Consider the following 14,063-nt stretch of genomic DNA (forward strand, 5'->3'; position numbering starts at 1 on the left):
TCCTAGGCGTGCGCGGCGGAGCCGTGGGCTGAGTCGAGGACGGCCAGGACGCGCAGCATCGGGCGGCCCGTCGTCAGCAGGGAGTCGGCGAGGCGGGAGAGGGCGTCCTTGGTCTCCTCGCCCGCGAGGGTGGGTTGTTCCCACTGGCCCAGGCGCTGCCGGTACTCCTCGATCGGGGCGAGGAGCGCCTTGTCCCACTCCGAGCTGTGGCGCGAGAGGAAGGCCTCGGCGGCGTCCAGGGCCGCCGGGATGCCGGCCCGCAGGCCGTCCACGTCGTGGGGCCGCAACGGATTGGCCATCGTCGGGCCGATGCCCGCCTCGCGCAGTGTCCCCACCATGTCGTCCGTGACGTCCTCGCCCGTGACGGCCATCCACTTCACGACCGTCGGGCGGCCAAGGGCGTTGGAGTAGATGCCCTGAACGAGGTACACGGGGGCCTCGACATCGGCTGTGATGACCGGGGCCTCCTGGCGGCCCAGCTTCACGAGGACCTTGTCGGTCAGCCACTCCACCACCGGGTGGAGGTCGGTGAGCAGGGAGATCTCCGGCCAGCTGGAGGTGCCCGACTCGCGGGCCCGTACGAGGGCGCGGTCGGCCAGCTTGCGGTTGAGGGTGACCAGCAGGCGCTCGCTCAGGCGCTGCTCGCGGCGGTAGTCGGGCGGAAGCGCCTTCAGCCGGTGCACCAGGTCGACCGGGGGCTTGAAGGAGATCAGGCCGCTCTCGGGGTCGCGGTCCATCCCGAGGGACTGCTGGGCGTCCGGGAAGACCTCTCGTACCGCCTCGTCGACGAACTCGCGGGTGGTCGTGAAGAGACGGGGCACGTGGGCCTTCGGCGGTGCCGAGGAATCGTCCGGCGCAGACGCGGACGTGGAGGCCTCCGAGGTGGGCTCGGCGGACACGTCGTCGACCTGGGCGAAGAAGCCGGCCAGGAAGTCGTCCGCCCCGCCCGCCTCATCGGCGGTGTGCTGGAGCGACTCGTCGACCGTGCGGCCCTTGAGGAGGTCCTGGATCAGCGACTTCTCCTCGGCCTCCGCGCGGTACAGGCCGGAGACCGCCTCCGCCGTGCCGAGCGAGCGGTGTGCCTCGTCCTCCCGCTCAAGGAGACGCTCGGCGACCGTGCGGTCGTCCTTCGCGCCGTCCACCTCGCTGGTCAGGATCAGGGCGCGGAACTGCGGCTTGTGGACCTGCCCGTAACGGTCGATACGGCCGTTGCGCTGCTCGATGCGGATCAGCGACCACGGAACGTCGTAGTGGATGAGCTGATGGCACTGCCGGTGGAGGTTGACACCCTCGGAGGCCACATCACCGGTGAAGAGGATGCGTACGGGTGCGTCGGCGAGACCGAAGTCCTCGACGCACTGCATCTGCTGCTCGTCGGAGAGGCCGCCGTGCATCACACGGGCCGCTTCCTCCAGGGCCTTGCCTTTGAAACCGAGCGCGGCCGGCACGGCGGACCGCAGCCACTCCAGGGTCTGGACGCGCTCGGAGAAGACCACGACGCGTGTCTCGCTGCGCGGCCCGACCCCGATCGCCTTCAACTGCTCGACGAGAGCAGCGAACTTGGACGAATCCTGCGCGGTCAGACCGGCCGTCAGCTCCCGCAGACGCTGGAGAGCGGCCAGTTCGGTGGCCGTCGCGTCCGGGTCGTTCTTCTTCTCCAGCGTCTTGATACGGGTCTCGACCGTCGAGCTCAGGGCGGCGTGCGAGGAGAGGAAGGACTTGAGCAGCGTGTACGGGAAGAGTGGGACCTCGCTCACCGAGCGGCCCTCGGCGGGCAGCCAGACCTGGGCCAGCTCCTCGAAGATCTTCTCCTCGGCCGGGGTCGCCGGGCAGTGCACCGACTCGGAAGGGCCCCGGTCGGCCCACTGGCCGGACATCTTCTCCCGTACCTCGGCGCTGACCTTGGTGCGGCGGATGAACAGGTGCTTGATGTCCTCGGCCGAGTACCGCTCCGGGTCACGGATCGCCGCCGGGTCGAGCAGTGCGATCAGCTCGGCGAACGAGCGGGCGTTGCCGTTGTGCGGGGTGGCGCTGGCGAGGATGAGGGCGTCCGTCTGCGGGGCGAGGAGCTGCGCGAGCTGGTTGCGCAGCGAACCGCGGTTGATCAGGTTGTGCGACTCGTCGATGACGACGGCGTCCCACCGGATGTGCTCCAGGTGATGCTTGTACTGATCGGTGTTCTTGAGGGTGTCGATCGAGACGATCACGCGCTTGAAGAACGTGAAGGGGTTTCGGCCCGCCGGGATCTCCCGCTGGATCCGCTCGATGCCCGCGGAGTCTAGGCGGATCAGCGGGATGGCGAACCGTGTCCACAGCTCGTGCTGGAACTGCTCCAGAACGTGCTGCGGGGTCACGACGAGGATCCGCTCACCGCGGCCGCGGCGGATCAGCTCCGCGAGGGTGAGCCCGATCTCCAGGGTCTTGCCGAGGCCGACGACGTCCGCGATCAGCATGCGCGGGCGCAGGTTCCGGCCCGAGAGCGCGAGCTGTGCGGGCCGCTGCTGGTAGGGGAGCGAGTCGAGCAGGAAGCTGTCGGCGAGGGCCAGACCGCGCTCGGACTGGGGCAGCGGGGTCTTGCGGAGAATCGCTTCGAGGAAGAGCCGGCTGCGGCGGAAGTTTGGCGAGTCGTCGCTGATCAGAGTGGTCTTGGCGGGGTCCATCAGCTCGATGCCGGGCGCGCCGTCGCGGGTGCGCTCCAGGCCGGTGAAGAAGACGGCTTCCTGATCGCGGACGAACTCGGAGATCCCGACGGCTTCGATGCGGTCGCCGTCATGATCGGTCCGGGTGACGTTCTTGACCAGCCATTCCTCATCGCGTACGACGATCTGGGCGCCGGGCGGGAGACTCGTACCGGTGCCTGGGATGGGCTGCCGACTGGACTGCTGGGCGGTCACCCGCGATACCTCCTGATAGCTGCTGAACTGTGTAGATCTTCGTGCGGGCCACGGCCCGGGACAAGGGGCGATGGGCACCTCTGTCCGGCCCGCCCTGGCGCCTCGCTGCCTGTCGGCCCGCTCAGAACGGCGCTGTCGACGCGTACGTCTCCCGCAACTGTGCCGCGATCCGGAGCGAGGCGGCGGAACGGCGCGGGCCGGCAGGCGGCGCGGGCGCGGGCTGCGGCGCGGCCTCGGATGTGGGCTCCGCGTCCGGGGTGGTCACCGCCACCGTCGGGGTGTAGCCCGGCGGGCGGGCGGGCGTGACGGACTGCTGCGGCAGTGGAACGGTCGGCGCCACGGCCACCGCGTTCGGGGCCAGGAGAGTCGACACCTCGGCGAAGGCCTCGGCATCCGTGGGCGGCAGGGCGGGAGCCGGTACGGGGGAGGGCTCCGGCGGTTCGTACGCGACCGTGGTGAGGGAGGTCAGCTGCCGTCGGGCCTGGGCCACGGTCGCCCCGTGCGCCTTGATGACCGCCACGCACTGGGTGACCACCTCGTCCATCGTCGGACGGTCGTGCTGCGCGTACCGGAGCATGGACGACAGGAGACCGACCAGTTCCTCGGGGGCCCCCGACAGGTCGGGGGCCTTGTCGGGGTTGACGATGTGACTGAACAGCACCTGCACGTGATCGGCCTGATACGGATAGTGGCCCGTGGTCATGAAGAGCAGCACTGCCCCGAGCGCGTACACGTCCACCGGGGCCGTCAGCGGCTTCTCCCCGTTCGCCTGCTCCGGAGACATGCAGGCAGGAGTGCCCATCACCATGTTCGGTGCGGTGAGGGAGGCGCTGGACTCGGCGAAGACGGCGAGGCCGAAGTCGATGATCTTGGGGCCGTTGGGGCCGAGCAGGATGTTCGCCGGCTTGAGGTCCCTGTGCAGCAGCCCTTGGCTGTGGACTCCGGCCAGCGCCTCGGCAAGGGTCGCTCCGAGCGAAGCGGCCGCCAGAGGCGACAGGACACCCCGGGTGTCGAGGAGCCGACGCAGGTCGGGACCCTCCACGTACTCGGTCGCGAGCCACGGTTGCTCCGACTCCGTGTCGGCCTTCACGAACGCGGCGACGCGCGGTCCCCAGATCGTCTTGAGGACCTCGATCTCCTGGGCGAACCGCTGCCGGGTCTCCGAATCGACGACCGTAGGTTTGATCACCTTCACCGCGACGGCCTCACCAGCAGCGGACTCGCCGAGGTAGACCTGGCCCATGCCGCCATGGCCGATCCGTCCCAGCAGCGTGAACCCGCCCAGCTCGGCCGGATCGTCCGGGCTCAGCGGCGTTGTGTTCACTCTGGTCCCCACCTTGAAGATCTGCCGAAGGTCGCGCGATGGTCGCGTGCGTACGGGCCAAGGGTATCGGCGGTGTCCGACGTCAGGTCCGGTTCGGGGCAGGCCGCCCATGCCCCGGCCGGATACAGCCCGCGGATGATCGAGAACGATTCCCGCGAGCTTCGCCCAGGCCGGCGAGATCGAGGACTCGGGCATCCGGTTCCGCTCTGCGCCGCTCGGGCGCCAGCCCGGGCGGCATCGCCGTCGCCGTCGAAGCCCTCACCGGTTCCGTCACCCCGCTCGCCCAGGCCCGGCGCGAGGAGGAAGCCGCGTGGGAGCGGGCGCACGCCCCGTTACCTTTTCTGTGGCCCCGAAATGGGGCGCCTGGCCCCCGGGTCCGGTATGGCTGTGTGCCCCCTGTCGAAGTCGATGACCTGGGGGGTGTTGCCGCCGGGCTTCGGGGCACCGCTTGACCGCTGATGAGGGGCCTGACGACTGCCTGGTCCGGTGCAACGCCGGACCTCTTCACGGGCGGGATGTCTGCGTAACGTGGTTGCCGGCGTGTGGTGCCGCAGGGACGGCCGGGACGGATGCGAAAGGCACGACCGAAGAGGGGCATCGCGCATGGCCGACACCGTCATCGATATCTCCGGCATAGGTCTGTTCCTCGGCCTGGACCTGGGCAAGGAGTTCCACCACGCCCGCGGCCTGACCGGGCAGGGCAAGACCGTCCACGACAAGAAGCTGCCCAACACCGAGGCCCGCCTGCGGGAGTTGTTCGACAAGCTCAGGGCCAAGTTCGGCACCGTCCTGGTGATCGTGGACCAGGTCGCCAACATCGGCGCGCTGCCACTGACCGTGGCCCGCGCGACCGGCTGCCGGGTCGCTTACCTGCCGGGACTCTCGATGCGCCGGGCCGCCGACCTCTACCCGGGCGAAGCCAAGACCGACGCCCGCGACGCCTTCGTCATCGCCGACACCGCCCGGACCATGCCGCACACCCTGCGCGCGGTGGACCGCGACGACGAGAAGCTGGCCGAGCTGACCATGCTCACCGGCTACGACAACGACCTGGCCGGCGAGGTCAACCGCACCTCCAACCGGCTGCGCGGCCTGCTCTCCCAGATCCATCCCACCCTGGAGCGGGTGGTCGGCCCCCGGCTGGGCTACCCCTACATCCTGGCCCTCCTTGAACGGCACGGCTCCCCGGCCAGGCTGAAGAAACTGGGCCACGCCCGCTGCGAGGCCCTGCTCAAGGCGCACGGCTCGCGCAAGGCCCACCACCTCACCGCGGAGATCTTCGACGCGCTTGCCGAGCAGACCGTCATCGTGCCCGGCACCGAGGCCAGCGCGCTGATCGTGCCCGGACTTGCCGCCCAGCTCGCCGCCGCCCACACCCAGCGCCGCCAGGCCGAGCAGGAGATCGCCGCCCTGCTGGAGGCCCTCCCTCTTTTCCACCTCCTGACCTCCATGCCCGGCATGGGCGTCAGGACCACCGCCGCCGTGATCGTCGCCATCGGCGACGGCACCACCTTCCCCACCGCAGGACACCTCGCCTCCTACGCCGGACTCGCCCCCGCCACCAAGTCCTCGGGCACCTCCATCCGTGGCGAGCACGCACCCCACCGCGGCAACCGACTCCTCAAACGCGCCCTCTTCCAGGCCGCGTTCGCCGCGATCGGCTGCAAATCCGACCGCTCCTCCCGCACCTACTACGACCGTCAACGCGCACGCGGCAAGACCCACACCCAAGCGATCCTCCGCCTGGCCCGCCAACGTGTGAACGTCATCCACGCAATGATCCGCACCGGGGCCCTCTACGAACCACGAACCCCCGGCGACATCGGCCTCGCGGCCTGACAGCACCACCGCCCCTCCCTTCCTGACCCCATCACGCGCGCACCGGCACGGCCACCCCCGCCGTGCCGGCCACCGGGCTGCCCATCAGGCACCCGATCCGCCGGGAACGTCCCGCTTCGCGGGACGTTCCCAAAAACCAGCACCAACTCCCACGAACCGACCCTGACAGGGTTGACGAAACAGATAGGGGCACCCCCCTTGACGAGCTCACCGCGTCGGTTCCTCCGCTGGCGGACTGGGCCGCCAGGGTACGGGCCGATGGGCTCGCGCGACGCCTGGGCCGTGCCCCGACACCATGCGCAGCCTGCTGGCCGGGGCGTGCGCCGCTCTGCGTGCGCTTCCCGCCGTTCCGGCCGTCTCGCTGTCTGCCTTCGCCGCCCAGGTCCTCGGCTCGGCCCACGGTAAACGGCCCGTTATATATCCTCGGATCCTCTCGGCCTCATTCCGGCGCTCAATCCCGTCGTGTACGTTCGAAACCCCCATCTGTGGATTGATCCGCTCGGGCTCAAGGCTTGTATCGGGCAAGCCGACCCCGCAAGTCAGGCGGGCGACCTCAGTATGCTTGCCGACAAGATAGCTGCGCACGGTGACATCAACAGGCGAGGTATTCCGGGAGTCCAGGATCTGGATGTCCCGGAGTATCTCGAAGACATGATGACTGCAAAACCTGGCATTAAAATGCGTGACACCCCATCAGGGACCCCTCGTTGGGCATGGTGGGATGATTGGACCGGCGCGATGCTAATCCGTGAGGGATCCAACGGCACCTTCATGCAGCCAAGTGACGGCCACAGCTACTACATGCGCCAACTCCAGGAGTAACGTGAATGAAAGGTCGACGGAGACGCCGAATACGGACGAGGCATGGTCCAGACTGACTCCGCCGGTGATCAATAGCGTCTCTCGGTACGACGCCTGCCGATTGGAAATCGAGCGCTCTCGGGTTGCGCCCAGCATTCGTGCGAAAATTACAGATCCGGTGTATTCCGTGAAGAACCTGTTCTCTTCCTGGGAACATCTTGTGCGCAGGATGGAGTCCGACTGGCAGCTACCGGGGCAGTACCCGATCAGCGCTTACATCAATGATCTGGATGCGCGTGATCAGTTGCAGATTTCCATGGGCACACTGACCGACGAGGCCCAGGCGGAGCTGTCCGCTCTGCTGGCAGCATTGGATGCGCGCTTCGTGCACGAGTCGGTGCCGGACGAGGCGGGGGAGCTCCGCCCGTGGCTGAAGCCGTCCTCGGGTGAAGAGCCGCATGGATTCTGGCTGCGCAAGCCTCGTAATCACCCCTGGTAGACCGAAAGCCCGCCTCCTGGCGGGGGGATCGCTCTGTGGCGCAAGGGACTCGCCACGCTCCGTGGTACGTCTCCGCGGAGCCGTCGGTCGGCGGGGACGCTGCCGCGCGTTTGATGCCGAAGGCCAGGCGGTAGGCGTCGGGCAGGTCGATCGCAGTGTCGGTGCGCCGCGTCATCAGCCCAGCTCGATGAGCTCCCGGAGCAGAGACGCCGGGTTGTCGACCCCCTGGGGGCGCTCCCCTCGTGCTTCAGCTCTTTCGAGGCGAGTCGTGCAACAGCGGTGTCGGAAGGCATGCCCACGCGTGCCGGTGGGCCCGGGCACCGCGTTCCGGCTCACGCACAACTGGGTACCGCTGAAATGCTCCAGGCCGGCGACCGTCGAGGTTGGTCGGCTCGGCGAACGGGTCCGTAAGCCGGAGCCGGCCGCCGTGAGTGTGGCCGGAGGCTGCAGGTCGACGCCGTGGCAGACGGCGTCGCGGACGACGACGGGTGGTGGGTGAGGAGGGCATCTTCGTGGGGGTGTTTTCCACCGGACGCAGCCCCATGTCCCGTACCTGCGGCGAGCCACTGTGTCACGAGGCCACATCTGTACGCACCGACGGTTACCCGTGCCGACTGCTCGACGACCCCGCAGTGCGGGCACGCTTCGACGGTGGCCGGCACCCGGGGGCGAGCACCGACCGGTGATTCCGCACAATCCCACGTCCTTGCTTCTGGCAGTGTGCGGGGCTGCCGTCGACACGCGTTGAGCAGGGCCGACCGGTCTCGGCCGTGACGCTCGTTTGACGCTCCGGGCATGTGCAGGCCGCTCCTCGGGAGCGGTCACGCCGCGTCTGACCTGCAGGTTCTCTGAATGTCGATCCCCGTGACGTATTTCCGATGACGCATCATGTGGAGTGCGTTGCCATCCTCGAACCGGTCGCGACGGGCTGCTGACCTGCGGTTCTGTGCGTGCGTATTGTGTGCGGTGTGTGCGTTACGGGCGATCTCGTGACACTCGTTCGACGCTTTTTCTGATGGAGCGTCAGGCGCGTTGGGGCGGTGCTGCTGGTGCGCGACGTGGTTTCCGCTACGTCGGGTGCTCGGGTCGACAGCCCGGCGGAATCACGGGCGGCAACGGCGATGACTGTGATGCATTGCGTCGTCGAGGGCCGTGGCCATCGGTAACAGGGGAAGGCGCTGACCGCGCACTTCTTCTTCCACGGCCACTTGTACTCAGGCCAGTTGACGGATGTGCCCGTCCTCGGTCCAGTCCTCACCGGCGGCGTTGGGCCCCAGCGGCTGCCTCCCAGTGGAGCGCCGCCCAGATGGGTGCTGCTCCATCCGTACGCCTCGGCCCGGGTGACGGCCAGGCTGAACACGTCCTCGTCGGCAAGGTCGTGCTCGGCTAGGACCCGGTCGATCCATGGATGCCGGTGGAAGACGCCGTGCAGACCCATGAGAAGGGTCGGATCGGCTGCCAGGTATGTGTCGTCACTGCGCTCTATCCGCCCCCCACACGCCAGAGTGACCGCCTTGGTGACTGCCTTCTCCGGAGAGTCCGCGGCGGATCAGGTCGATGTCGTCGACGCTAGGCGCCACCGGGGCTTCCCGTGGTTCCCGCACATCTTTCGAGCGTTGGCCCGGCGCGAGCGGGCGCCCTTGCCGTCGGCCCCGGCCTCCCCGTGGCGGGGCGCAGTGGCGGTGCCGGGGGATTGTGGTGATCCTGGCAGGGGAACGTGGCTGTCTTCGCACGGGCCATGTGCGTCGGTGGCCGCGCCGAACAGGAAGGCTACGGCCATGACAGCGATGCCGAACAAGACGCCGCCAGGGCACAGGGAGCCCGGCAGTGCGAAGATCGATGGTGCGTCCCAGGTCGCCGGGGCCCTGCTGATGCTCAGCGGGCCGCTCAGCATTCTTGTGGGGGCATCCGGTATTGCGGAGGACAACCTGTTCGCCGCCTCGACCAGGTACGCGTACCGGTTCGATCTCACTGCCTGGGGCGTGATTCACCTCGTGGTCGGTGTGGCGCTCGTCGTGGCCGGTCTGGCAATCCTGGCGAACAAGAGCTGGGGGCGCGGTGCCGGTGTGGCGGTGGCAGGGATCAGCCTGATCACCCAGTTCATGTTCGTTCCGTACTACCCGGCGTGGGCCATCCCCGTCATGGCACTCGACCTCGTGATCCTTTTTGCGCTGACGAGGTTCCACGTCGGAACCAGCGGCGGTCGGTGAACCGGCCGTGCCACCGGTGATGGGTCAACGGTTGGCGTTGCCGCCCGGTGCGCGCCGGGCGAAGGCGTACCAGAACGCGGCCTCCTCCTCTTCGCCCTCCGCGTGCGCGACGTCGCCCAGGAGGGTGAGTACGGCCGGAGGGAGCGGGTGTGGTGTGGGGGTGGGGCTCGGGGTGGCGGTGGGCTCGGGGGTGGGAGGGGGCATCGGGTCGGGGGTGAGTGGGAGCGTTGCGTGGGGTGGATTTGGGGTGTCGTTGGGGGGTGGGGTCGGCAGGGTGGTGTGCGGTCCCTCCGGCCCCTCGGGCCTTTCCGGCCCCTCCGCGTCGTCCGCAGGCAGCAGTGGCGCGTAGATCTCGCGGGCCCGGGTCTGCTGTCCTGCGCTCAGCAGTAGTTCCGCGTAGACCTCGCGGGCGTCGGCCTCGGTGTCGGGGTCTCCGTGTTCGATGGCCTGCTCCAGCCAGGGGTACGCCTCCTCCGGTCGGCCGTCCGCTGCCAGTACCCGGCCGAGCAGCAGCAGTGCCTGCGGGCGGTGTTCGGTGTCCTCCGAGCGTGCCAGTGGCAGCAGGGTCTGCTCCGCCTCGGGCAGCAGGCCCAGGCGGAAGAGGGTGCTGCCGAGGTAGCGCCGGGCCAGGGGGGCGACGGACGGGTCGTCCGCGGCGAGGGCGTCGGTCAGTAGACGGCGGGCCGATTCGAGGTCGTTGACGGAGCGCCGGACCACGCCGAGCAGGGCGCCGGCCCAGGGGGTCGTGCGCGGGCCCGCCAACTCCAGTACCGCCTGGAGCAGTTCTCCGGACGCCTGCACCTCCCCGGTGTCCAGCAGGTACTCCGCCGCACGCAGATACGCGAACGCGAGGGCCTCCTCGTCGTCCGCGTCCTCCTCCCGGACCAGCAGCTCGGCCGCCGCGTCGGCGTCCCGGTGCAGCAACCGCACCGCGAGGTAGGCGCGGGCCACCTCGGTGACCTGGGACGGCTCGCCCCCGACGACGGTGCGCAGCAGCCCTTCGGCCCGCTCGGCCTCGCCGTCCTCGATCAGGCACTTGGCCAGCTGGAAGCGTCCGAACTGGGAGGCGGCGCCGGCATCCGCGGCGGCCGCGGTCCGCAACTCACCGATGCCCTCGTCCCGTTGGCCGTCGGCGATGAGTACCGTGCCCAGTACGGCGCGCGCCCAGACCTCGGCCGTGGCGTCGTCCGAGTCGGCCACCACCCGCAGCAGGCTCTCCGCCCGCGCGTAGTCCCCGGCGTCGGCGAGCATGCCGGCCAGGTCCATGCCGGCGATCAGCGACCACTGCGGGTGTCCGGAGTCGATGGCGATGCGGTACGCGCGCTCCGCCTCCTCGACGCGACCGTTCAGGGCGAGGAGGTCACCGAGGAGGTCGGCCGCGCGTGGGCCCTGATGCGGGTGCGCGGACCCGATGACGGCATTGAGGAGTTCGGTCGCCGCCGCCGCGTCGCCGCTCCTGTTGGCGAGCGTGACAGCGAAGTCGACCCGGGCCACCTGGGACCAGTTCGGGTGTCCGGAGTCGATGGCGACGCGGTACGCGCGCTCGGCCTCCTCGACGCGGTCGTCCAGGGCGAGGACGTTACCGAGGACGTTGGCCGCGTACGGGCCCAGGTTGGGGTGTGCCGAGTCGACGACGGCGGTGAGGAGTTCCATGGGCCGGTCCAGGTCGTCGCCCAGGGTCGCGAGCACGATGGCGAACTCGATCCGGGCCATCGCCGACCAGTCCGGATGGCCGGTGGCGATCGCGCGCTCGAACCACTCCTCGGTGGCGGGGAGATCGCCCTGATGGGCGTACCACTCGCCGAGCCCGCAGGTCGCCCGCGGTCCGTGGTTGGGGTGGCCGGAGGCGGCCGCCTCACGCAGCAGGGTCATCCCCTGCTCGATACGGCCCTGCGGGTGCAGCACGACGGCCAGCAGGATCTTGGCGTACGAGGCCAGCAGGGGATTGCCGGAGGCGATCAGCTCCCGCAGGATCTGCTCGGCCTCCTCGGCCCGCCCGCGCACCATCAGCAACTCGCCCAGGCCCACCTGGGCCAGCGGCACCGCGTGGGACTGCCCGCCGGCCAGCACCGAGCGCAGCACCTCCTCGGCGCGGTCCAGCTTGCCCTGGCCGGCCAGCACACCGCCGAGGTTCGCCTGGGCCACCGCGGTGACCTGGCCGGCCATCGACTCGCCCATCGCCCGGGAGAGGATCCACGGCTGCTCGGAGGGCTCCGCCGTACCGCCGCGCGAAATACCCGTCCCCACCCGCGACTTGCCCCGGTCGGGTCCCTGCACCTGCCGGGTACGTACGCCTGCCGCGTCGCCGCCGGCCCCGGAGAGCGCGTTGACCAACTGCGCCTGCGCCTTGTGCGCCACCTCGTCGTCCCCGGCGGCGACGACCGACTCCAGCAGCTGCTCAGCCCGCTCGCTCCTGCCTTCCGTGAAGAGCAGGGCCGCCAGACTGACCTGGGCCAGCTGGGAGAGCTGCGGATCGCGGGCCGCCACGGCGCTCTCCAGCAACTCCCGCGGGCGGACCCGGTCACCGGTCATCATGAGGATCTCGGCCAGCATGACCTGCGCCAGCGGGACCACACTGTCCACGGTGGTCGCGGCCGCGCGCTCCAACCGGTCCGCCGCCGCGGCGAAGTCCGCCCGGTACAGATACATCTCACCGAGCACCAGCGTTGCCCACGCCGCACTGTCCCGGTCGGCCGCGCCGTCCGCGACCCGCAGCAGCATCCGCTCGGCCGTCTCCGACTCGCCCCGGACCAGCGCGGTGTACGCGGTCGGCAGGAGTTCGGCAGCCGTTCGGCGGCCCGCGAGGTACTCCCAGGCGAACCGCGGCACCGCGGCCGACGGATCGTCGTCGCGGGTGTCCAGGTACTCCGAGAGGTACGGAGTGCCGGCGTACCCCGCGGGGCCTTCGGGCGCTCCCGTCCGGTGGAGCAGCGCGATGGTGCCCGCCACCGGTTCGCGGGCCCAGGCCAGACCGGTGCGGTACGCGGCCTCGTCGGCATCCAGGTCCGGACGGTGCGCTGCCATGTACGAGGCGAAGAGCGCTCGCAGTGCGGCCTCGGGAAGTGGCTCGGCCACCCCCATGCGCAGCCAGTCGGAGGCCGCCCTGGCCAGCGCCCAGCCGGCCGGGCAGCTGTCGATCCCGTCCGTGAAGCGCAGTTCCAGGCTGGGCGCGGCGACCATGAGTTCGCCGATGCCCCGGGCCGTGAAGTCTTCCCGGGGGTATGTCTCCCGGGCGGTCGCGGCGTCCTCGGCGGCGAGCAGCGACGGCAGTTCGACGGTGCTCGCCTTGTTCAGAACGGTGCGTGCGATCCGGCCGATGTCGTTCTCCATGCCGGTCAGCGCGGCCCGTTGCTTGGCCGGGATCGTCGCCACGACGGTGACGCCGGGCTCCCGCCGGGCCAGCCGGTCCAGGATCTGCAGGTCGAGTCCGCCGGGCTGGAGGTAGCGGTGCAGATCGTCCAGCCAGAGCACCACCGGGTCGGACCCGGTGGGCAGGCGGAGCCGGCTGAGGTCGTCCAGGATCCGGCGGCCCGAGCTGTCCGGGCGCGGCACCACCAGCCGCGCGCCCGGCATCGTACGGAGCAGCGCTTCGTACAGGGTGCGGGACTTTCCCGCCTTCGAGCGCCCCGCCAGCAGCACGAACCGCCGGTTCGCGAGGAGTTCGTCGAGCCGGTCGTCCTGTGCGCGGCGGGGCACGTACGGAGCACTGCCCCGCGGATCGCCGTCCCCGGAACCGCTGTACTTGGAGCGGGCCACCCCGATGTCGTGCGGGTTCACCTGGCCGACCCGGGGGATCTCGCCGTTCCCGGTCAGCGGGACCCACAGCAGGCTCTCCAGCCTGTCCCTCAGCTCGGTGGTCGTCGCGCCCTTGACGTGCCGCCCGAGCTCCGGCCAGTAGCGGACGAGCGTCTCGACCTTGATCGCGTACGCCGTGCGCCGGTCCACCGAGGTCACCGTGTCGCGGGCGACCAGCATGCCGATGACGCCCCGGCTGTTGACGTCCCACACGGGGGAGCCGGAGAAGCCCTTCTCCAGCCCCCAGCCGGAGTGCGGGGCCGCCTCCACCTGGAGCCACTCGCTGCCCGCGTGGCCGATGATCTCGCCCCGCACCGGCACGCCCTGGCGTCTGTGCTCCTCGGGGTAGCCGTACGCACGGAAACGGTGGTCCCAGGTGCCGGGGTCGGTGGTCCGCAACGGGGCGGGCAGGGCCTCCGGGGGCGCGGGCGCACCGAGTTCGAGCACCGCGACATCGCCCGTCCCGTCCCCGGAGTCGGGATGCCAGCCGCCCGGCACCACCGCGGCGGGCAGCGGATCGTGCGCGGACGCGTACTGGAACCGTACGAAGACCGGCTGCTCGGGCACGCCCGGCGCCCTGCCGGGACGTACGACATGGGCACAGGTCAGCACGTGCCGCGGAGTGACCAGCAGGCCGGCGCCCACCGGGTCACCGCGCTCGGTCCTGCGGATGCTCACCAACCAGGGCGGACGCTCCCAGT

The 14,063-nt window shown here is 70.2% G+C and carries 7 protein-coding genes; 4 read left to right on the forward strand and 3 right to left on the reverse strand.

What is annotated here, in order from left to right; genetic code table 11:
• Positions 1-2: 2 nt before the first annotated feature.
• Positions 3-2,894: a DEAD/DEAH box helicase gene (locus OG978_RS30900; protein WP_326768336.1), complete on the reverse strand. Its 2,892-nt coding sequence runs from the start codon at positions 2,892-2,894 to the stop codon at positions 3-5.
• 121 nt (positions 2,895-3,015) lie between these two features.
• Complete coding sequence (locus tag OG978_RS30905; protein WP_326768337.1) at positions 3,016-4,218, reverse strand: serine/threonine-protein kinase; 1,203 nt, start codon at positions 4,216-4,218, stop codon at positions 3,016-3,018.
• A gap of 603 nt (positions 4,219-4,821) precedes the next feature.
• Here OG978_RS30905 and OG978_RS30910 point away from each other — a divergent pair.
• From OG978_RS30910 to OG978_RS30925, 4 genes are all read left to right on the forward strand, one after another.
• Entirely contained in the window at positions 4,822-6,057 is a 1,236-nt protein-coding gene (locus tag OG978_RS30910) for an IS110 family transposase (protein WP_326763311.1), read from the forward strand.
• 462 nt (positions 6,058-6,519) lie between these two features.
• Positions 6,520-6,879 (forward strand): hypothetical protein, encoded by a 360-nt coding sequence (locus OG978_RS30915; protein ID WP_326768338.1) that lies wholly within the window; start codon positions 6,520-6,522, stop codon positions 6,877-6,879.
• A 166-nt stretch (positions 6,880-7,045) separates the two neighbouring features.
• Complete coding sequence (locus OG978_RS30920) at positions 7,046-7,357, forward strand: hypothetical protein (protein WP_326768339.1); 312 nt, start codon at positions 7,046-7,048, stop codon at positions 7,355-7,357.
• Positions 7,358-9,105: 1,748 nt separating this feature from the next.
• Complete coding sequence (locus tag OG978_RS30925; RefSeq protein ID WP_326768340.1) at positions 9,106-9,567, forward strand: DUF7144 family membrane protein; 462 nt, start codon at positions 9,106-9,108, stop codon at positions 9,565-9,567.
• A 24-nt stretch (positions 9,568-9,591) separates the two neighbouring features.
• Here OG978_RS30925 and OG978_RS30930 read toward each other — a convergent pair whose 3' ends face one another.
• Positions 9,592-14,040 (reverse strand): tetratricopeptide repeat-containing serine protease family protein, encoded by a 4,449-nt coding sequence (locus tag OG978_RS30930; RefSeq protein ID WP_326768341.1) that lies wholly within the window; start codon positions 14,038-14,040, stop codon positions 9,592-9,594.
• Positions 14,041-14,063 lie beyond the last annotated feature (23 nt).

Origin of the sequence: Streptomyces sp. NBC_01591 (genome assembly GCF_035918155.1) — a bacterium.
Lineage (GTDB): Bacteria > Actinomycetota > Actinomycetes > Streptomycetales > Streptomycetaceae > Streptomyces.